The organism is Paenibacillus sp. FSL R5-0744, assembly GCF_037972555.1.
Lineage (GTDB): Bacteria > Bacillota > Bacilli > Paenibacillales > Paenibacillaceae > Paenibacillus_AQ.
Genome location: NZ_CP150228.1, coordinates 6,146,366 through 6,165,495, shown reverse-complemented (window position 1 = coordinate 6,165,495; position 19,130 = coordinate 6,146,366). Strand labels below are relative to the sequence as shown.

Annotated in this window: 24 protein-coding genes and 1 rRNA gene; 23 read left to right on the top strand and 2 right to left on the bottom strand. The window is 44.8% G+C overall.

Features of this window, described 5'->3' with window-relative positions; translation table 11 throughout:
- Positions 1-32: 32 nt before the first annotated feature.
- The 18 genes from rplO (at position 33) to MKY19_RS27310 (ending at position 12,657) form a co-directional block, all read left to right on the top strand.
- Positions 33-473: a 50S ribosomal protein L15 gene (gene rplO / locus MKY19_RS27395; RefSeq protein WP_036680569.1), complete on the top strand. Its 441-nt coding sequence runs from the start codon at positions 33-35 to the stop codon at positions 471-473.
- Positions 473-1,771, top strand: a complete 1,299-nt coding sequence (gene secY / locus MKY19_RS27390) for a preprotein translocase subunit SecY (RefSeq protein WP_042131218.1) — start codon at positions 473-475, stop codon at positions 1,769-1,771. Before rplO ends, secY begins: the two co-directional genes overlap by 1 nt.
- A 96-nt stretch (positions 1,772-1,867) precedes the next feature.
- Complete coding sequence (locus MKY19_RS27385) at positions 1,868-2,512, top strand: adenylate kinase (protein ID WP_042131217.1); 645 nt, start codon at positions 1,868-1,870, stop codon at positions 2,510-2,512.
- A 4-nt stretch (positions 2,513-2,516) separates the two neighbouring features.
- Positions 2,517-3,269, top strand: a complete 753-nt coding sequence (gene map, locus MKY19_RS27380) for a type I methionyl aminopeptidase (protein ID WP_042192159.1) — start codon at positions 2,517-2,519, stop codon at positions 3,267-3,269.
- An 11-nt stretch (positions 3,270-3,280) separates the two neighbouring features.
- A complete protein-coding gene (locus MKY19_RS27375) occupies positions 3,281-3,589 on the top strand; it encodes a KOW domain-containing RNA-binding protein (protein WP_339243631.1) in 309 nt (102 codons plus the stop codon).
- 2 nt (positions 3,590-3,591) lie between these two features.
- Positions 3,592-3,807: a translation initiation factor IF-1 gene (gene infA, locus MKY19_RS27370; RefSeq protein WP_036652996.1), complete on the top strand. Its 216-nt coding sequence runs from the start codon at positions 3,592-3,594 to the stop codon at positions 3,805-3,807.
- A 53-nt stretch (positions 3,808-3,860) separates the two neighbouring features.
- The gene (rpmJ, locus tag MKY19_RS27365; protein WP_003322638.1) at positions 3,861-3,974 is read left to right on the top strand and encodes a 50S ribosomal protein L36; all 114 of its coding nucleotides are present in this window, start codon (positions 3,861-3,863) and stop codon (positions 3,972-3,974) included.
- 19 nt (positions 3,975-3,993) lie between these two features.
- Positions 3,994-4,362, top strand: coding sequence for a 30S ribosomal protein S13 (rpsM, locus tag MKY19_RS27360; RefSeq protein ID WP_036680583.1), 369 nt, complete (start codon positions 3,994-3,996; stop codon positions 4,360-4,362).
- A 19-nt stretch (positions 4,363-4,381) separates the two neighbouring features.
- Positions 4,382-4,777: a 30S ribosomal protein S11 gene (gene rpsK, locus MKY19_RS27355; RefSeq protein ID WP_019908251.1), complete on the top strand. Its 396-nt coding sequence runs from the start codon at positions 4,382-4,384 to the stop codon at positions 4,775-4,777.
- 130 nt (positions 4,778-4,907) lie between these two features.
- Positions 4,908-5,852, top strand: coding sequence for a DNA-directed RNA polymerase subunit alpha (locus MKY19_RS27350; RefSeq protein ID WP_036680585.1), 945 nt, complete (start codon positions 4,908-4,910; stop codon positions 5,850-5,852).
- Between the two features lie 33 nt (positions 5,853-5,885).
- Positions 5,886-6,251, top strand: a complete 366-nt coding sequence (gene rplQ / locus MKY19_RS27345; RefSeq protein ID WP_019908254.1) for a 50S ribosomal protein L17 — start codon at positions 5,886-5,888, stop codon at positions 6,249-6,251.
- Positions 6,252-6,551: 300 nt separating this feature from the next.
- Positions 6,552-7,349 carry a tRNA pseudouridine(38-40) synthase TruA gene (gene truA, locus MKY19_RS27340; protein WP_339798887.1) on the top strand — a complete coding sequence of 266 codons (798 nt, stop codon included), beginning with the start codon at positions 6,552-6,554 and terminating at the stop codon, positions 7,347-7,349.
- Between the two features lie 313 nt (positions 7,350-7,662).
- On the top strand, positions 7,663-8,100 hold the full coding sequence (rplM, locus tag MKY19_RS27335; protein WP_036680589.1) for a 50S ribosomal protein L13: 438 nt from the start codon (positions 7,663-7,665) through the stop codon (positions 8,098-8,100).
- A gap of 20 nt (positions 8,101-8,120) precedes the next feature.
- Entirely contained in the window at positions 8,121-8,513 is a 393-nt protein-coding gene (gene rpsI, locus MKY19_RS27330; protein ID WP_025706574.1) for a 30S ribosomal protein S9, read from the top strand.
- Between the two features lie 235 nt (positions 8,514-8,748).
- Positions 8,749-9,441, top strand: a complete 693-nt coding sequence (locus MKY19_RS27325) for a phosphoadenylyl-sulfate reductase (RefSeq protein WP_339798883.1) — start codon at positions 8,749-8,751, stop codon at positions 9,439-9,441.
- A gap of 37 nt (positions 9,442-9,478) precedes the next feature.
- The gene (gene sat, locus MKY19_RS27320; protein ID WP_339798880.1) at positions 9,479-10,648 is read left to right on the top strand and encodes a sulfate adenylyltransferase; all 1,170 of its coding nucleotides are present in this window, start codon (positions 9,479-9,481) and stop codon (positions 10,646-10,648) included.
- A 78-nt stretch (positions 10,649-10,726) separates the two neighbouring features.
- Positions 10,727-11,467: an N-acetylmuramoyl-L-alanine amidase CwlD gene (gene cwlD / locus MKY19_RS27315; protein ID WP_076286844.1), complete on the top strand. Its 741-nt coding sequence runs from the start codon at positions 10,727-10,729 to the stop codon at positions 11,465-11,467.
- Positions 11,468-11,556: 89 nt separating this feature from the next.
- Positions 11,557-12,657 carry an Mrp/NBP35 family ATP-binding protein gene (locus MKY19_RS27310; protein ID WP_339267410.1) on the top strand — a complete coding sequence of 367 codons (1,101 nt, stop codon included), beginning with the start codon at positions 11,557-11,559 and terminating at the stop codon, positions 12,655-12,657.
- Between the two features lie 56 nt (positions 12,658-12,713).
- On the opposite strand, the gene gerD is transcribed toward MKY19_RS27310, so the two are convergent.
- A complete protein-coding gene (gene gerD, locus MKY19_RS27305; protein ID WP_042192146.1) occupies positions 12,714-13,385 on the bottom strand; it encodes a spore germination lipoprotein GerD in 672 nt (223 codons plus the stop codon).
- Positions 13,386-13,514: 129 nt separating this feature from the next.
- Between gerD and MKY19_RS27300 the strand changes: the two genes are divergently transcribed.
- Positions 13,515-14,105, top strand: coding sequence for a KinB-signaling pathway activation protein (locus MKY19_RS27300; protein WP_042132517.1), 591 nt, complete (start codon positions 13,515-13,517; stop codon positions 14,103-14,105).
- A 215-nt stretch (positions 14,106-14,320) separates the two neighbouring features.
- On the top strand, positions 14,321-15,142 hold the full coding sequence (locus MKY19_RS27295; RefSeq protein ID WP_339798877.1) for a PPK2 family polyphosphate kinase: 822 nt from the start codon (positions 14,321-14,323) through the stop codon (positions 15,140-15,142).
- A gap of 50 nt (positions 15,143-15,192) precedes the next feature.
- Here MKY19_RS27295 and pdaB read toward each other — a convergent pair whose 3' ends face one another.
- Positions 15,193-15,996, bottom strand: a complete 804-nt coding sequence (gene pdaB / locus MKY19_RS27290) for a polysaccharide deacetylase family sporulation protein PdaB (protein ID WP_042192142.1) — start codon at positions 15,994-15,996, stop codon at positions 15,193-15,195.
- A gap of 108 nt (positions 15,997-16,104) precedes the next feature.
- Between pdaB and MKY19_RS27285 the strand changes: the two genes are divergently transcribed.
- From MKY19_RS27285 to MKY19_RS27275, 3 genes are all read left to right on the top strand, one after another.
- Entirely contained in the window at positions 16,105-16,716 is a 612-nt protein-coding gene (locus tag MKY19_RS27285; RefSeq protein ID WP_339798872.1) for a stage II sporulation protein M, read from the top strand.
- 252 nt (positions 16,717-16,968) lie between these two features.
- A complete protein-coding gene (locus MKY19_RS27280) occupies positions 16,969-17,199 on the top strand; it encodes a hypothetical protein (protein WP_036680631.1) in 231 nt (76 codons plus the stop codon).
- Positions 17,200-17,556: 357 nt separating this feature from the next.
- Positions 17,557-19,114, top strand: a 16S ribosomal RNA gene (locus MKY19_RS27275).
- Positions 19,115-19,130 lie beyond the last annotated feature (16 nt).

Here is a 19,130-nt window from a genome sequence, read left to right as displayed (position 1 = left end):
CATAAATTAACAAACATAAGGAGGTGCAAACGATGAAGTTACATGAACTTGCTCCAGCTCCTGGTTCCCGCAAAGAACGCAATCGCGTTGGTCGTGGACCAAGTAGCGGAAATGGTAAAACTTCCGGTCGCGGTCACAAAGGTCAAAACTCACGTTCTGGCGGTGGTGTTCGTCCGGGCTTCGAGGGTGGACAAAATCCGCTCTATCGTCGTCTGCCTAAACGTGGTTTCGTCAATCCTACCCGTAAAGAGTATGCGATTGTGAACCTTGAAGATCTGAATAGCTTTGCAGAAGGAACAGAAGTGACTCCGCAGTTGTTGCTTGAAACTGGTGTTGTCAAGAATTCCAAAAGCGGCATTAAGATTCTCGGCAATGGTGAGTTAACCGTTAAATTGACTGTACAAGCAAATAAGTTCTCTCAATCTGCGGTAGAGAAAATCGAGGCTGCCGGCGGTAAAACCGAGGTGATCTAATGTTCAAGACGCTTAAGAATATCTGGCATGTGGAAGATTTGCGCAAAAAGATCCTGTTTACCTTGTTCATTCTGATTATCTACCGTATCGGTTCGTTTGTACCGGTTCCTGGTGTGAACAAAGATGTACTGGAAACAGCAAATCAAAGCGGTGACGCTTTGATGGGACTTTTGAACACCTTCTCGGGCGGAGCGCTCAAAAACTTCTCGATATTTGCGATAAGTATTTATCCGTACATTACAGCATCCATCATCGTGCAATTGCTGTCGATGGATGTTGTTCCTAAGTTTGCTGAATGGGCTAAACAAGGGGAGCACGGTAAAAAACAACTAGCGCAAATCACTCGTTATGGTACTGTGATTTTGGCCCTGATCCAAGGTTTTGCTACGTCGATAGGGTTTAACCGGATTTATGGAACTCAAATGATGCCGAATGCGACATTTGCTGACTACTTACTGGTTGCCATTATCTTGACGGCTGGTACTTCTTTCCTGATGTGGCTTGGTGAACAGATTACCGAAAAGGGAATCGGGAACGGGATTTCGATCCTGATTTTTGCGGGAATCGTCGCCGCCATCCCGGGATATATCACGAGTACGGCTAACTCAAGCTTTATTCAGCCGGATCAAGTGTTCCTGAATATTCTTAAAGTCGTTATTGTGCTGATTGTGATTGTAGCGATTATTACAGCAGTTATCTTCGTACAGCAAGGTATTCGGAAGATTCCTGTTCAATACGCTAAACGCGTAGTCGGCAACAAAATGTACGGTGGACAGAATACGCACATTCCGCTGAAAATTAATGCGGCTGGTGTAATTCCGGTTATCTTCGCCGTATCACTGCTTCAGTTCCCAGTTGTTCTCTCCAGTTTCTGGTCAACACATGCCTGGGCTCAATGGATTGCCAAGTATTTGGCAACTGATGCACCACTTGGTATGCTTCTGTATGTAGTGATGATCATCGGGTTCACGTTCTTCTATACGTTCGTGCAGATGAATCCTCAGCAGATGGCTGATAACATGAAGAAGAATGGTGGTTACATTCCAGGTATCCGTCCTGGTAAAGCTACTGAGAAATATTTGACTAGAGTAATGTCTCGTCTGACTATGTCCGGCGCATTGTTCCTGGCTTTGATCTCTGTATTGCCGATGTTCTTCGGTGCTTTATCTGGATTGCCTAAAGAAGTTCGAATTGGTGGTACTTCACTGCTAATCGTAATCGGTGTGGCATTGGATACTATGAAGCAGATCGAGAGCCAATTGATCAAACGCCATTACAAAGGCTTCATCAATAAATAGGCGATAGGTTCCGGTGAAGCGTAATTTTTTATTCTTCCCGGCACCTATTGTGCTGTTTCTTGCTTGGTGGCGAACTTTTGGGGGGAGAGAGAAATCGTGAACATTTTATTCATGGGCCCTCCTGGGGCAGGCAAGGGAACACAAGCGGCTGAGATCATAAAAGAGTTTGGCATTCCGCATATTTCGACAGGAGATGCTTTCCGTTTGGCAATCAAACAAGAGACTCCAGTCGGATTGAAGGCTAAATCATTTATTGATCAAGGTTTGCTTGTACCAGATGATGTGACCATTGGGATAGTTGAAGAACGGCTGCAGCAGTCCGATTGCGAAAAAGGATTTCTATTGGATGGTTTTCCAAGAACTCTTTCGCAAGCGGAAGCGCTGGATGAAATTCTAAGCCGTTTGAATACTTCTTTGGATCATGTCATCAACTTGAATGTTGACCGTGGACTGTTGATGGCGCGTCTTACTGGACGTCGTATCTGCACAGTTTGCGGAGCATCCTACCATTTAATCTTCAACCCGCCGAAGCAAGATGGCATTTGCGACATTGATGGCGGTGAATTGTATCAACGTCCGGATGACAACGAAGAAAGTGTAGGCAAGCGTCTGGATGAGTATGATAATAAGACAGCGCCGCTGCTTGCGTTTTATGATAATAAAGGTCTTTTGCGTCAGGTAAATGGGGAAAACGAAATCAATGTCGTTTCTTCTGAAATCGTATCTTTATTGCGGGGTTAATGTAATGATCATTTGTAAATCCGAACAGGAACTTGCCTTTATGAGGGAAGCTGGTCGAATTGTTGCCGAGAGTCACCGTCTTATTGCTGAGGCCATTGAGCCTGGCATTACAACGGGCGATCTCGACAGAATCGCCGATCAATACATTCGCAGTCAAGGTGCTGTGCCGTCTTTCAAAGGCTACAACGGTTTTCCTGCCAGCATTTGCGCTTCAGTCAACGAACAATTAGTGCATGGATTTCCAGGTAAACGCAAACTGATCGAAGGCGATATTGTAACGCTGGATATCGGTGCAGAGTACCGCGGTTATCACGGTGATTCCGCCTGGACCTACGGTGTGGGCAGCATTTCCGAAGAGGCTCAGCGTTTGCTGGACGTTACGGAAGGCTCCTTGTACGCGGGACTGGCGTTAGTTAAGCCGGATGTGCGCTTGTTTACAATCTCCCATGCTATCCAGCAATATATCGAAGAGGCTGGTTTCTCAGTCGTACGTGAGTATGTTGGTCATGGTATTGGGGCAAAACTGCATGAAGAACCGCAAATTCCGAATTATGGCATAGCGGACCGCGGACCACGTCTGAAACCGGGTATGGTACTCGCGATTGAGCCGATGGTAAACGTAGGAAAGAGACATGTCAGAACGCTGGAAGATAACTGGACTGTCGTTACGGTGGATGGCTCCCTATGTGCTCACTTTGAGCATACAGTAGCAGTTACTCCGGACGGCATGGAAATTTTCACAAAACTGAATGCGTAGGTGATCTCCACTTGAATACTGTGAGCAGCCCGCAGGTTGGTCAATTAGTGAGAATTCTCAAAGGCAAAGATGCCGGAGAGGCAGCCGTTGTTATCGCAGTTGTTGATAGCAGATTTGTATACATTGCAGATGGAGACAAACGTAAGTTTGATGGGCCAAAGAAGAAGAATATTCTTCATCTTGAGCTCATACCCTTCATCAGCAGTGAGGTTGTGAACAGTTTGGAAGAAACTGGGCGGGTAACAAACGGAAAGCTGCGTTACGCAGTGACGAAGTATGCTGGCCCAACCGGAATAAGTGCTTATGAGAAAGGAGACTAACTGTGGCTAAGGAAGATGTCATTGAAGTAGAAGGTACTGTCCTTGAACCGTTGCCAAATGCAACGTTTAAGGTTGAGCTTGAGAACGGTCATCAAATACTTGCCCATGTATCCGGTAAATTGCGGATGCACTTTATCCGTATTTTGACCGGAGACAAAGTGGTCGTGCAGTTATCGCCTTATGATTTATCAAAAGGTCGTATAACTTACCGTAAATAGATGGGAACTACGAAAAAAGTTTTGCTTCGCAAAACTTTGAGGAGGTAATTAACATGAAGGTAAGACCTTCTGTAAAGCCCATTTGCGAGAAATGTAAAGTAATCCGCCGCAAAGGGACTGTTATGGTGATTTGCGAAAATCCGAAACACAAACAAAAACAAGGTTAAGAAGGGGGTGTAGCGTAAAATGGCTCGTATAGCTGGAGTGGATTTGCCACGTGACAAACGCGTTGAGATCGCCTTGACTTATATTTTCGGAATCGGTAAAACGACTTCTCAGAAAATTCTTAATGAAACAGGCATTAGCGCTAATACACGTGTCCGTGATTTGACGGAAGATGAAGTCAGCAAACTGCGTGAAACGATCGACAAAACGGTTAAGGTTGAAGGTGACCTGCGTCGTGAAATTTCCTTGAATATTAAACGTCTTACTGAGATCGGCTGTTACCGCGGTGTTCGTCACCGTCGTGGATTGCCTGTTCGCGGTCAACGTACTAAAACCAATGCCCGTACCCGGAAAGGCCCGCGTCGTACGGTAGCAAACAAGAAGAAATAATAAGGGGGGATAAGAGACAATGGCTAAACCGAAAAAAGTCGTACGTACCAAACGTCGCGACCGTAAAAATATCGAATCCGGCGTGGCACATATTCGTTCCACGTTCAATAACACCATCGTTACCATCACAGATCCTCACGGAAATGCAATTTCCTGGGCAAGCTCCGGCGGCCAAGGATTTAAAGGTTCCCGTAAGTCGACTCCATTCGCAGCGCAAATGGCAGCTGAATCAGCAGCTAAAGCAGCTATGGAGCACGGCATGAAGTCGGTTGAGGTTATGGTTAAAGGACCGGGCGCGGGCCGCGAAGCAGCCATCCGTTCCCTTCAAGCTGCAGGGCTTGAAGTTAACCTTATTAAAGACGTAACTCCGGTTCCTCACAATGGATGCCGTCCGCCGAAACGTCGTCGCGTATAGTGAAATCAGTATTGTAAATGTGGTATAATTCTGACACATCTGCTAATAATAGGTGTTTAGGCATACTACATGATGCACCTGATGGGGTGACAGTTTCATATAGGAGCGACGTTGAAGGAGGGGTAAACTCGTGATAGAAATCGAAAAGCCGAAGATTGAGACCGTAGAAGCTAATGATGAAGGTACCTATGGGAAATTCGTAGTTGAACCGTTGGAACGTGGGTATGGCACGACTCTGGGGAATTCACTTCGCCGGATATTGCTTTCTTCGCTTCCAGGAGCCGCAGTGACTTCGGTCCAAATTGACGGCGTTCTGCATGAGTTCTCGACCGTTCCAGGCGTAATGGAAGATGTGACGGAGATCATTCTGAACCTTAAAGCCTTGTCCCTGAAGATTCATTCAGACGAGGAAAAAGTGTTTGAGATTGATGCCGAAGGGGAAGGCATCGTTACCGCAGGTGATATCCGTGCGGACAGCGATGTTGAGATCCTCAACCCGGATCTTCACATTGCAACGCTGGGACCTGGTGCGAGACTTCACATGCGTATTTTTGCAGGCCGTGGTCGCGGCTACGTCCAAGCGGACCGGAACAAACGCGACGATCAGCCAATTGGCGTTATCCCGGTTGACTCCATCTACACTCCTATTTCACGCGTTAACTACGGCATAGACAATACACGTGTTGGTCAAGTGACCAACTACGACAAATTGACGCTTGAAATTTGGACAGATGGCAGTATTAGACCGGAAGAGGCTGTAAGCCTCGGAGCCAAAATTTTGAACGAGCACCTCGTATTGTTCGTAGGTCTTACGGACGAAGCGAAAGACGCCGAAATTATGGTTGAAAAAGAAGAAGACAAAAAAGAAAAAGTGCTAGAGATGACAATCGAAGAGCTTGATCTTTCTGTCCGCTCCTACAACTGCCTCAAACGTGCTGGTATTAATACCGTACAAGAGCTTACCACGAAGACTGAAGAAGATATGATGAAGGTGCGTAACCTTGGTCGTAAATCTTTGGAAGAAGTTCAGGAGAAGCTTGAGGAACTTGGTTTGGGACTCCGTACAGAAGAATAGCTACAGATTGCTACAGTAAAGGAGGGAAAACACATGGCATACCAAAAATTGGGCCGTGATTCCAGTGCGCGTAAAGCGTTATTTCGCGACATGGTAACGGATCTATTTTTATACGAGCGCATCCAAACAACGGAAGCTAAAGCGAAAGAAGTTCGTTCTATCGCTGAAAAGTTGATCACTAAAGCTAAAAAAGGCGATCTTCATGCTCGTCGTCAAGTAGCTGCATTTGTTCGCCGCGAGACTGTTGATGGTGAACAAGATGCAATTCAAAAATTGTTCTCTGACATTGCTCCTCGTTACACAGAGCGTCCAGGTGGATACACTCGTATCCTGAAACTCGGACCTCGTCGTGGGGACGCTGCGCCTATGGTTTATCTTGAATTGGTAGACCGCGCGTAGTATCACAAGTATTGATTTCCGATGCTTCCCTTTCATCCGGCCCTCTTTGGAGTAAAGATGGGGGAAATATCAGCGTTATTGTGCTGCAGAGGCGCAAGACTCTGCTGTACTAATAACCGTGGGAATCACCTTGGTTCAATTGAAGGAGCTCCCGCAGGGGCTCTTTTTTTTGAAGTAATGGAGTGAAGTGTTAATGGATGCCGTCCTTCTGGGGACGGCAAAGCCATTTCTTCCTCTTGAATAAGATCAGACAGTGCTTCGATCGACGTTTCTGCTGAACGGTTTAAAAAGGAGAACGGAATGCGTAATCTATTGATGAAGGTCAATTATGACGGAACAAATTATGATGGCTTTCAGACCCAGCCTCAGGGCAATACGATTCAAGATCGGCTGGAGCAAGCGATACTCCATCTGACAGGTGAGGAGCTTAAGATTACTGCTTCTGGTCGCACAGATGCCGGAGTACACGCCTACGGTCAGCCTTTTAACTTTACGACCTCCTCTCGAATCCCACTTGAACGTTGGTGTCTGGCGCTTAATGCCCGGCTGCCACAAGATATCGTGGTTACTGAGGCTAGGGAAGTACCGCTAACGTTTCACTCTCGTAGAGGAGCTAAGCGTAAAACTTACCGATACACGATTAACGGCAACAGGTTTCCAGACCCGTTTCAACGGCGCTGGCAGCTTCATCATCCGGTGAGGTTGGACATTCCTGCGATGCAGCAAGGCTTAACGCATATTTTAGGGACACATGACTTCACTTCGTTTGCTTCACGGAAGTCTACTAAGGCCTCTCATGTACGAACGATCTTTGAAGCTCATATGGAAGTAGACCGCAGCATGTGCCGACCCTCTTCATTAGATCAGGGAGTGATCCAAACTTATATAACGGGTAGTGGATTTCTTCAGCATATGGTTCGCATTATTATGGGGACTTTGATCCATGTGGGGGAAGGTAAAATAGATGCTGATCATGTTGCTGAGATATTGGCGGCATGTGATCGTTCTGCTGCTGGTCCAACAGCTATGGCCAAGGGGTTGGCTTTGTGGAGTGTAGAATATGACGAGACTGAAAGTGAATCTTTTTTTCAAATATAAGAATGTATAAGTTTCACGAAATACATTATCCTTATATTTCTCGCATAAACGCTAACCGTCCTTCTAGGGACGATAGAGGCCTTTATGCTTGTATAAATTTCTTCCTGAATAATAGGCTGAATGTTTAAAAATCACTTGCACTTGTTATGTTTATACTGTAATATAAAAGTTGTGTTTTCTTGATGGCTATCCCACAGCCCCGATCAAGGAAATGCCAAAAAAATGCTTTGCTTAACTCACATAATTGTAATTCAATGAGAAACAAGATATACGAAACAGAAGATTTTCGTACGAGAACAAGGAGGAAACATTCATGCGTACCACCTATATGGCGAAGCCGAACGAAGTTGAACGCAATTGGCACATTATTGATGCCGAAGGCAAGACACTCGGTCGTTTGGCCAGCGAAGCCGCTGCTTTGATCCGTGGCAAACACAAACCGCAATTCACTCCACACGTTGATACAGGAGATTTCGTTATCGTAATCAACGCTGAGAAGATTCACTTGACCGGTAAGAAATTGCAAAACAAGAAATACTACCGTCACTCGATGCACCCAGGTGGCTTGAAAGTTACTAATGCTGAAACTTTGCTGAATACTAAACCAGAACGCGTAATTGAATTCGCTGTTCATGGTATGATTCCTAAGACTCGTCAAGGGGACCACATGAAGCTGAGATTGAAAGTATATGCAGGCGCCGAGCATCCACATGCAGCACAAAAACCTGAAGTTTACGAACTTCGCGGATAAGAATAGAGGAGGACAGTTTCATGGCACAAGTACAATACTATGGGACAGGTCGTCGTAAACATTCGGTAGCACGTGTTCGCCTTGTACCGGGTGAAGGACGCATTGTCATTAACAAACGTGAGATGGACGAATATTTCGGTGTGGAAACACTGAAAATGATCGTAAAACAACCTTTGAACCTGACTGAAACACTAGGCAACTACGATGTAATCGTTCTTGCACATGGTGGCGGCATTTCCGGTCAAGCTGGAGCAATTCGTCACGGTATCTCCCGTGCATTGCTTAAAGTTGACCCTGAATATCGCGGTGCGCTTAAGAAAGCCGGCTTCCTGACTCGTGACCCACGTATGAAGGAACGTAAGAAATACGGCTTGAAGGCTGCACGTCGTGCGCCTCAGTTCTCGAAACGTTAATATTTATCAAGAATTCAACCCTTGGCCTTTACGGTCGAGGGTTTTATTTTTTTTAGCAGCCCCTTTCGAACAAGAAATGGGCCTTTTTTGCATTCATTTACTAATTCTGAGGGTTGAAACTCATTGACTTCCTCAGTAAAAGTTATATACTATTTCATATAGAAATAGTTGGTTTTATTACTTCTTTTACCTCATTTATTCATACGATTAATATTTTGGATGGAGGAATACCTTAATGAACCTGCTCGAGAAAGAAGATTTGATCAGAATAAAGGCCGAAGAATTAGAGAGTGCTTCACCCGAGGATATTATCCGCTGGGCTGTAGAAACATTTCCTAACATTACTTTTGCCTGCAGCTTTGGTGCCGAAGATGTAGTGCTTGTTGATATGCTCCACAAAGTTAGTCCATCTACTGATGTCTTTTATCTCGATACAGATTATCATTTTAAGGAAACCTACGAAACCAGAGATTTGATGGCAGACAAATACGGATTAGAGTTTGTACGAGTGTCTCCGCAACTCACCACGCAGGAGCAAGCACTTCAATACGGTGATGCGCTATGGACCGTTGACCCTAATCAATGCTGTGGTATTCGTAAAGTTGAACCATTGACTCGGATATTATCTCAATATGAGGCATGGATTACTGGCATTCGTCGTGATCAAGCGCCTACCCGTGCAAATGCTAAAAAGGTCGAGTATGATTATAAATTTGGTTTAGTGAAGTTTAATCCTATTGCGGATTGGACGACAGAAGATGTATGGAACTATATTCGTGAAAATGACGTAATCTATAACCCTCTACATGACCGTAACTATCCAAGTATCGGCTGTGAGCAATGTACACGTCAGGTTATGCCAGGTGAAGATCCGCGTGCTGGCCGTTGGTCTGGATCAGAGAAGACAGAGTGCGGATTGCACAAGTAAGACATATCCCTGTGGGAACATAGAAGGAGAGACTAAGATGACTTCAATACGTCCGCATGGCGGAGCTTTGGTTAACCGTGTAGTAGAGGGTACTGAAAGAGAAGAATTGCTAAATCTCGCACGTGACAGCAAGGCGATTGTCTTGAATACCTGGACTTTATCTGATTTGGATCTTATAGCTGTAGGTGCATTTTCGCCATTAACTGGCTTTTTAAATGAGCAAGACTATCATTCAGTAGTAAAAAGCATGCGTTTAGCAGATGGAACAGTGTGGAGCATTCCAATAACACTGGCTGTAGAAGATGATGTGGCTGCCGGATTATCAATTGGAGATAAAGTTTCTTTAATCGGTGAAGACGATGGCGAGATTTACGGTTTATTGGATATTGAGAGTATTTATACTGTAGATCAAACGATTGAAGCACAAAATGTCTTCAAGACAACAGATCCTGAACATCCTGGTGTGAGTAAGCTGTTGGCTCGTCCTGCAACTTATGTTGGAGGGCCGATTACAGTCTTGAACCGCCCACAGCCAGAGAAGTTCGGTGAATTTTATTTTGATCCTGCGGATACGCGGAAGATATTTGCTGAAAAGGGCTGGAGAACGGTTGTAGGCTTCCAAACACGCAATCCGGTCCACCGAGCTCACGAGTACATTCAAAAGTGCGCTATGGAGGTTGTAGACGCTCTATTCCTAAATCCACTTGTTGGTGAGACGAAGTCAGATGATGTACCGGCAAATGTACGGATGAAGAGCTATCTGGCGCTTTTGGAGAACTATTATCCTGAGGATCGTACCTTCCTTGGTGTTTTTCCGGCGGCAATGCGTTATGCAGGCCCTAGAGAAGCAATTTTCCATGCAATGGTTCGCAAAAATTACGGCTGTACCCATTTCATCGTCGGTCGTGACCATGCTGGGGTAGGTGATTATTATGGCACTTATGAAGCACAGGAAATTTTCTCGAATTTTAGTGCTGAAGAACTTGATATTACTCCATTATTTTTTGAACATAGCTTCTTCTGTAAAAAATGCGGGAATATGGCATCCAGTAAAACTTGCCCTCATCCTAGTGATGATCACATGACATTGTCGGGTACGAAGGTACGTGCTTTGCTCCGTGATGGCCAATGTCCTCCGCCAGAATTTACACGGCCTGAGGTTGCGCAGATTCTGATTGAAGGTATGACACAAGAAGTTACAGCTTAATCATTAACAGCTAGTACTATTTGACCTTCTTGTCCCATATAGATGAGTATTATCTATCGGGACGAGGGGGTCTTTGTTATGTCTGGCCGAAAGCAGAGTAAAGTCTCGGTCTGGATTTCATGGAGCAGTATCAAAAAAAGTATGCTTGGCGTGATACTGCTAGCTATAATGATCGGAATTATTGCGTATGACATGCCTACCGCTAAAACACTAAATTATTGGAGTCTGCCCTTGTCAGGAAAAGTTATTGCTCTCGATGCGGGGCATGGTGGAGCTGATGGAGGAGCGGTTAGCCGGGAAGGGTTAATTGAGAAAGATATTAATCTCGCGGTATCGCTTTATTTGCGTGATTATCTGCAGCAGGCAGGGGCTATTGTAGTAATGACTCGTGAAGGTGATTATGATTTGGCTCAGGAAGGTACTAAGGGCTATTCTAAGCGTAAGACAGAAGATCTTAAACAAAGAGTAAGAAGTATCGAAGAAAAAGGCGCAGACCTTTTTATAAGCGTTCACATGAACAGTGTCCCTTCCAATCGTTGGAGTGGAGCACAGACCTTTTACTACCCCAATCACAAGGATAATAAAGCTATAGCGGAGTTTGTGCAGAGTGAGCTGAAGACTACGCTGGAGAATACCGATCGTGTGGCAAAGACAGTGAATACTGTATATCTGTTAAAAGCATTGAAAATACCAGCCGTGCTTGTTGAAGTCGGCTTCTTGTCACACCCCCAGGAATCAGCTCTACTCGGAAATGATGTCTATCAGCGGAAGGTAGCGACTAGCATTTATCGGGGAATTCTTCGGTACGCCTCCGAGTAGTCAGGACTACTCATCGGGAGACTGGTAATGCTATAATAGACAAAAACTCCGGAGAAATCTCAACCGGAAAGGAAACAGAGGTGCTTTCCATGCTGACTAAGGAACAAATTCAGGAAATACTGCAGCCATTAACAGACTCTGAAACTGGAAAAAGCCTTGTGGAACTACAGCTGATTCGTGACATTATGATTAAAGAAGACCGTATTTCTTTATCTATCGTATGTTTGAATCCTGAAGAGCAAAGTCGCATGGATCTAGAACAACAGGTTCGTGAATTGCTTGAAGCGGGTGGGGTTTCTAATGTACATATCCGGCTTCGTGATGCAACCGATTATGAACGTGCTATACTTCGCGGAGAGAGCGTAGAGGATTTCGATGAACCTGGGAAACTTAAAGGACATGCAGCAGGCCTTGATGACCATGAATTAATTAGCGAGAGCTCTGGCGTGAACTTTATCGCCGTGGCCAGCGGCAAAGGTGGAGTTGGTAAGTCAACCGTAACGGTGAATTTGGCCGTAGCCCTTGCAAGAAAAGGGAAAAAAGTTGGTCTTATCGATGCTGATATTTATGGGTTCAGTATTCCCGATATGATGGGGATCGAAGAGGGACCAGTTGTAGAAGAGGGAACGATTATTCCTGTGGAACGTTTTGGAGTGAAGGTCATGTCTATGGGCTTCTTTATTCGTGAGAATAGTCCAGTTATTTGGCGGGGACCTATGCTGGGTAAAATGCTTCGCCAGTTCTTCAATGATGTTGGTTGGGGTGAACTTGATTATATGCTGCTTGATCTTCCCCCAGGTACTGGTGATGTGGCACTTGACGTGCATCAGATGCTGCCTCACAGCAAAGAGATTATAGTTACGACACCTCACGCTACCGCAGCATTTGTGGCGGCTAGAGCGGGCTCTATGGCTCTACAGACAGATCATGAGATTATTGGAGTCATTGAGAATATGGCTTATTATGAGTGCACTGACTGTGGTAAGAAAGATTATATCTTTGGCAGAGGCGGAGGAGCGAGGCTTGCCGAGACGCTTCATACGGAGCTGCTTGCACAAATACCGCTAGGTGCACCGGACAACCATATTTCCGAACCGGATTTCTCACCTTCTGTATACAAAGAAGAGACACCATCAGGACAATTATTTGCAGAAATTGCTGATAAACTTATTGCCAAATATGAGCACTAACTCTTGTGCATAAAAAAGAGGCCTTCCCACACGTTTAGTGGGATAAGGCCTTTTTTTTAAGAACTTGAATCATCGCCGCTGCCGCCGCCACTGCTTTCCTGTTTGTCGCCACCTTCGCTACCCTTTTCTTTTTTCTCTTTTGGTTCAAGTTCTTCTTGTACGACTTTTTTAAGTAAATTCAATACTTCCATGCGAAATAATGGAGTTTGCATGGATTCCTGCATGGTCTTCATGGATTGTTTACGGTAATCAGGTGTTTTAGTGAGATTTAAAAACATTGTCATCATTTCTGGAGACTTCATAATTTCTTCCACTGATTTCTGATAAGTGGGATCCTTAATTAGCTGTAGGTGTAGTTCCTTGCTTTGTGATTGAATGGCTTTAGCAAAATCGCCCGCGAATTTGGGATCAGTCATTATCTTCTCGATTTCCTTCTGATATTCCGGTGCAGTGAGAGTATTTTTAACAGCGAGCTTGATCTCCTCTGTTGTTTGAAGTGGCATCATCTTCATGCTCATTCCACTGGTACCACTAGAGCTGGAGCTTGATAATGATTCCTCAACCGCTTTTTTACCCTCATCGCTTTTCAATATATCTAAAACCATGGTCTTCGTTTCTTTATAACTGCCTTGTCCGGAAGAAGAACTGCTCTGCTCACTTCCGCAAGCCGTTAAGGCCATAACAAAGCTCAATGCCAAACCCACAGATCCGATAAATCTCCATTTCATTGGCGCTGCCCTCCTTTATAGGATTCTCTAGATGTATTATGCCGAATTAGATCACATTTATGTTGTGGGTGTAATGGTGTTTTGTCGGTATCCTTGGTAAAATAAATCTGACAAGAGGAGGTGAATTGGCTGAGTATAAAAAAATGGTTTCATTTATTTTGGACTACCCTCCTTATAGGAGCGGGTGGGGCTGTAATCGCTGGTCTGGCACTGCAATTCGTAAATGGTAAGATTGATTTCAAAAGTGTCGGGGATTTCTTTTTATACCCGCTGATTCTGCTTGGCTACGGTATGCTTGTAAGCGTTTATTCGCAACTTGGTTTTTTTGCCTATTTGATTTTGAATTATATGGGCAACGGCGTTTTTCCACAAAAGGTTTGGAAATACATACAACTAGTGCTTTCTGTGCTCGCATTGCTTGAACTGATTTTTTTGCGTACCGTCGTTGGTGGGGAAAGAAATGTTATGTCTGATCTAATATTAGGAATCGTTATTTTGCTAGCAGCTATTATTGTGTCTTATTTCAAAGTAAAAAGTACAAACATCTCAGCTTTGATTCCAACCCTCTTTTTTATGACAGCTATTTCAATTGTGGAAGTTATTGGCGTGCTCCGTATAGGTGTTGATAGTGCAACGGTATTTATTGTTGTTCCGCTTATCGCTTGTAATGCATTCCAAATTTTGATGCTACACCGTATTCTGAAGCCGGCAGCCGGATAATGAATGGGGAAGGCACTAAACAAAGAACCCCGTGCTCTGATCTCAGAAGACGGGGTTCTTTGCTCTAACTGTATCTTAACGATTAAAATCTGATTGTAGAGGTTAATCTTAAAGAACGATACGCTCACAAAACTAAGCGTATGCTTTCGAAGTAAGTTTTGTACGAAGCTCCTCAATGATGCATATGCTTTACAAAACTTTTAGGAGGGGAATATATGGACATCAAGCGCTATATGATAAAAGACACAAAAGAAATCCGGCTTAACAAGCTGGATCCGGACGACACAGGTGTTTTTAAATCCAAAAAAGAAGTAGAAGCCAAAACAGAAGAGCTTAAAGCACGTTTGGCAGAGCTCCAAGATATTTTGTTTGCTCAGAAAAAGCATTCGCTGCTTGTTATTCTGCAAGGAATGGATTCCAGCGGTAAGGATGGCACGGTTAAGCATATTTTTTCAGGCATTAATCCACAAGGATTTATAGTGACCAGCTTCAAGAAACCATCTCTAGAGGAAGAGGCTCATGATTTTCTATGGAGGATTCATCAGAAGACACCCCCTAAGGGATATATCTCTGCATTTAACCGCTCGCATTATGAAGATGTATTGGTACCACGGGTACACGGAGGGTTAAAAAAGGATGACTTGAAGCGTCGCTTTCGTTACATACGGCAGTTCGAGGAAATGCTGGTGGAAGAGGGGACGACAATTATCAAGCTTTTTCTGCATATTTCTAAAGAGAAGCAGCTGAAGAAGATTAAGGAACGGCTTGAAGATCCCAAAAAACATTGGAAATTCGATGCAAGTGATCTCCAGGAGCGGGAGTATTGGGATGATTACCAAGAAGCATATGAAGATGTTTTCAAGGAATCTAGCATAGATAAAGCACCCTGGTACTGGATACCCGCCAATCATCAATGGTACCGCAACTATTTGACCTTATCCATCGTTGTAAAGACACTGGAGAGTCTGGATCTGAGCTATCCGAAGCTGAATACCCCCACACCTGACATATCGGAACTCATTTCTCCACGTCATTAATCCTTTGGACAGATCAACATCCATTACGGCACCAGAGATTGAATGTGTTTTTACAGCCCAGCTGCGTCCTCAATGGCATTACTCAGTGAAGCTGAGTCGCGGACTTCTTTACCTTCGGTGTTGCTTTGACTAATCAGCTCAGAGACGGTAACGAATTCATAACCTTGTCTGCGGAGCTCGTCGATAATGAGTGGAAGTGCTTCATGTGTTTGTTTACAGGAATCACTGGCATGTAGAAGGACGATATCACCTGGATGCGCTTTTGTCGTTACACGCTTCACGATATTGTCTACGCCGATGTTCTTCCAGTCCAGGGAGTCTGTATCCCATTGAATGACCTTGTAGCCGAGATCGCTGGCAACCTGAAGGACTCTTTTGTCAAAATCACCATTAGGCATACGAATCAAATTAGGTTCAGTGCCGGTTAATTCGGTAAGTACGGTGTGAGCCGTTGAGATCTGTGTACGAATTTCTTCGTTGCTAAGTGTGCTGTAATTGACGTGTTTATGACCATGACTTCCAATTTCAAAACCTGCATTCTTGATGTTAGTTACAATGTCTGGGTGAGTCTTACTCCATGGAGACGATAGGAAGAAGGTGGCTTTGTCCACTTTCTTGTCTTCAAGTACCTTCAAAATTGGTTCGGGTCTTTTCTCCCCCCAGCTAATATCGAAGGTCAGGGCAATCAGCTTCTTCTCTGTTGGTACACTGTAGATCGCGGAAGGTCCGGATTCAGAAAAAACGGTTATGTTTCCCCTCTCGACATAGACAACTCCAGCAGCAAGAAGCACAGCGGCGAAGATATAGATGAATCGTTTAATCTTTTTGCCGCTGAATACATAAAAAGAATTCATAATGACAGCGCTCCTCTCCCATGCGAAATGCTTGTTTGTTCTAAATGTATGCTCGTACCGCAAGGTTATGACCTAAGAAACAGAGATCACAATTTCAGGAGGGTATTTATGTTGTCGTTCTTCACGTTTATTAAAGATCTAAAAACGATCCGGAAGGCTTTATTGCTATCCTGTCTGCTGTTCGCAGTAGGAGCGGTTATAGGGTGGGTAGCTACTAGCAGTCTGGAAAAGCTATTGGTTCAGCAATTAGAGGGGCTCAGTGAAATCAGTGGCAACCTTAGAGATTCTTCTAATCCGCAATGGAGCTTCTTTGTATTTATATTTTTGAATAACAGCATCAAGGGTGTTCTTATCATATTTTTAGGAGCGTTGTTCGGTATACTGCCAACCATATTCTTATTTATTAACGGAGCGGTTATCGGCTATCTGATTCATTTATCAGCACTGCAAGGACAGGATTTATTCGAACTAATAGTAAAAGGACTGCTGCCACATGGGATTATAGAGATTCCAGCAATCATTATTGCTTGTGCATTTGGACTTCAGTTCGGCGGGAAAGTAGTTGCAAGCCTGTTTAGCTCATCCACTAAAAAAGTGAACAGAGGTGTTGAGTGGTCTTCGTTCATGCGTCAAACACTTACGGCATCTATTTGGACAATAATCCTGTTATTTGTTGCAGCCATCATTGAAAGCACAATAACTTTTTCTCTTTTATCATAAAACTTCCGAGAATGGAGCATAACAGTAAAGCTATTCATCCAAGGATTGCCTAAAGGTCAGAAGTATATAATCGTGACGAAACCATAAAGGGAATTTTTAATAATTATGGTTATAAAAAGAGTACTCCGGTTAATCTAGTGTAAGAGGATCTTAAGGCAGCTTTCTCCATGAGATGGACTAACTAATTATGTACAAGGGGTTTTTGGTTTTAGTGAATGTGTTACTTGCAACTTCATGAAGGAGGCCAAGCATATGTTGGGAATGTTGTTCAACGAAAAAGAATGCAAGGAACTGGATTATGTTTTGCGGAAAGAACTTGATGAGATGCTGTTAGATTTGAGCGATCAGCGCTTGGACCAAAATATCAGGCATGCCATCGCCAATAGATATAAGACTGTATTTCGTATGTATGCTCGTTTTGCTCCTCAGAAAGAGCTTTCCAAGTATGCATGGGGTGGACGTTCTTCTCAGTATAAACACTAAGGATAAGCAGTAAATGCAAGAGTCTTATATGAATTTAAGATTTTTTAATAAAATAGCTTGACTAAAAAGGAGTGCTCGTGATAAATTATATCTCGCGCTCCTTTTGCTTGTGTAAAAGGGAAGCGGAAGGCAAGAAAAGTTGAAAAAAACTTTTTCAAAAAAAGACTTGCCAAACAACGAAACACTATGATATATTATAAAGGTCGCCGCTGACAAACAACGACGACGAAATGAGAGACATTGATCTTTGAAAACTGAACAACGAGTGAGTGGGAAATCACGAAAGTGAAATCCAAAATTAGAGAATTAATTTTCTCGTCAGATGTTTCAAAATGAGCATATCGCTCTTTTCAATACTAATTGGAGAGTTTGATCCTGGCTCAGGACGAACGCTGGCGGCGTGCCTAATACATGCAAGTCGAGCGGAGTTATTTTGAAAGCTTGCTTTCAAAATAACTTAGCGGCGGACGGGTGAGTAACACGTAGGCAACCTGCCCCTTAGACTGGGATAACTACCGGAAACGGTAGCTAATACCGGATAATTTCTTTTTTTTCCTGAAGAAAGAATGAAAGACGGAGCAATCTGTCACTGAGGGATGGGCCTGCGCCGCATTAGCTAGTTGGTGGGGTAATGGCCCACCAAGGCGACGATGCGTAGCCGACCTGAGAGGGTGAACGGCCACACTGGGACTGAGACACGGCCCAGACTCCTACGGGAGGCAGCAGTAGGGAATCTTCCGCAATGGACGAAAGTCTGACGGAGCAACGCCGCGTGAGTGATGAAGGTTTTCGGATCGTAAAGCTCTGTTGCCAGGGAAGAACGTCCGGTAGAGTAACTGCTATCGGAGTGACGGTACCTGAGAAGAAAGCCCCGGCTAACTACGTGCCAGCAGCCGCGGTAATACGTAGGGGGCAAGCGTTGTCCGGAATTATTGGGCGTAAAGCGCGCGCAGGCGGTCATTTAAGTCTGGTGTTTAAACCTTGGGCTCAACCTGAGGTCGCACTGGAAACTGGGTGACTTGAGTACAGAAGAGGAAAGTGGAATTCCACGTGTAGCGGTGAAATGCGTAGATATGTGGAGGAACACCAGTGGCGAAGGCGACTTTCTGGGCTGTAACTGACGCTGAGGCGCGAAAGCGTGGGGAGCAAACAGGATTAGATACCCTGGTAGTCCACGCCGTAAACGATGAGTGCTAGGTGTTAGGGGTTTCGATACCCTTGGTGCCGAAGTTAACACAGTAAGCACTCCGCCTGGGGAGTACGGTCGCAAGACTGAAACTCAAAGGAATTGACGGGGACCCGCACAAGCAGTGGAGTATGTGGTTTAATTCGAAGCAACGCGAAGAACCTTACCAGGTCTTGACATCCCTCTGAATCCACTAGAGATAGTGGCGGCCTTCGGGACAGAGGAGACAGGTGGTGCATGGTTGTCGTCAGCTCGTGTCGTGAGATGTTGGGTTAAGTCCCGCAACGAGCGCAACCCTTAACTTTAGTTGCCAGCAAGTAATGTTGGGCACTCTAGAGTGACTGCCGGTGACAAACCGGAGGAAGGTGGGGATGACGTCAAATCATCATGCCCCTTATGACCTGGGCTACACACGTACTACAATGGCCGGTACAACGGGAAGCGAAACCGCGAGGTGAAGCCAATCCCATCAAAGCCGGTCTCAGTTCGGATTGCAGGCTGCAACTCGCCTGCATGAAGTCGGAATTGCTAGTAATCGCGGATCAGCATGCCGCGGTGAATACGTTCCCGGGTCTTGTACACACCGCCCGTCACACCACGAGAGTTTACAACACCCGAAGTCGGTGGGGTAACCCGCAAGGGAGCCAGCCGCCGAAGGTGGGGTAGATGATTGGGGTGAAGTCGTAACAAGGTAGCCGTATCGGAAGGTGCGGCTGGATCACCTCCTTTCTATGGAGAATCGTCT

What these genes read in the sequence shown, in the direction of transcription:
- rplM (WP_036680589.1), top strand. Translation starts at nt 7,663, where the DNA reads ATGCGTACCACCTATATGGCGAAGCCGAACGAAGTTGAACGCAATTGG.
- rpsM (WP_036680583.1), top strand. Translation starts at nt 3,994, where the DNA reads ATGGCTCGTATAGCTGGAGTGGATTTGCCACGTGACAAACGCGTTGAG.
- secY (WP_042131218.1), top strand. Translation starts at nt 473, where the DNA reads ATGTTCAAGACGCTTAAGAATATCTGGCATGTGGAAGATTTGCGCAAA.
- gerD (WP_042192146.1), bottom strand. Translation starts at nt 13,385, where the DNA reads ATGAAATGGAGATTTATCGGATCTGTGGGTTTGGCATTGAGCTTTGTT.
- rpsI (WP_025706574.1), top strand. Translation starts at nt 8,121, where the DNA reads ATGGCACAAGTACAATACTATGGGACAGGTCGTCGTAAACATTCGGTA.
- rplO (WP_036680569.1), top strand. Translation starts at nt 33, where the DNA reads ATGAAGTTACATGAACTTGCTCCAGCTCCTGGTTCCCGCAAAGAACGC.
- rplQ (WP_019908254.1), top strand. Translation starts at nt 5,886, where the DNA reads ATGGCATACCAAAAATTGGGCCGTGATTCCAGTGCGCGTAAAGCGTTA.
- MKY19_RS27295 (WP_339798877.1), top strand. Translation starts at nt 14,321, where the DNA reads ATGGACATCAAGCGCTATATGATAAAAGACACAAAAGAAATCCGGCTT.
- MKY19_RS27285 (WP_339798872.1), top strand. Translation starts at nt 16,105, where the DNA reads ATGTTGTCGTTCTTCACGTTTATTAAAGATCTAAAAACGATCCGGAAG.
- MKY19_RS27280 (WP_036680631.1), top strand. Translation starts at nt 16,969, where the DNA reads ATGTTGGGAATGTTGTTCAACGAAAAAGAATGCAAGGAACTGGATTAT.
- MKY19_RS27325 (WP_339798883.1), top strand. Translation starts at nt 8,749, where the DNA reads ATGAACCTGCTCGAGAAAGAAGATTTGATCAGAATAAAGGCCGAAGAA.
- truA (WP_339798887.1), top strand. Translation starts at nt 6,552, where the DNA reads ATGCGTAATCTATTGATGAAGGTCAATTATGACGGAACAAATTATGAT.
- sat (WP_339798880.1), top strand. Translation starts at nt 9,479, where the DNA reads ATGACTTCAATACGTCCGCATGGCGGAGCTTTGGTTAACCGTGTAGTA.
- rpmJ (WP_003322638.1), top strand. Translation starts at nt 3,861, where the DNA reads ATGAAGGTAAGACCTTCTGTAAAGCCCATTTGCGAGAAATGTAAAGTA.
- map (WP_042192159.1), top strand. Translation starts at nt 2,517, where the DNA reads ATGATCATTTGTAAATCCGAACAGGAACTTGCCTTTATGAGGGAAGCT.
- MKY19_RS27310 (WP_339267410.1), top strand. Translation starts at nt 11,557, where the DNA reads ATGCTGACTAAGGAACAAATTCAGGAAATACTGCAGCCATTAACAGAC.
- cwlD (WP_076286844.1), top strand. Translation starts at nt 10,727, where the DNA reads ATGTCTGGCCGAAAGCAGAGTAAAGTCTCGGTCTGGATTTCATGGAGC.
- pdaB (WP_042192142.1), bottom strand. Translation starts at nt 15,996, where the DNA reads ATGAATTCTTTTTATGTATTCAGCGGCAAAAAGATTAAACGATTCATC.
- rpsK (WP_019908251.1), top strand. Translation starts at nt 4,382, where the DNA reads ATGGCTAAACCGAAAAAAGTCGTACGTACCAAACGTCGCGACCGTAAA.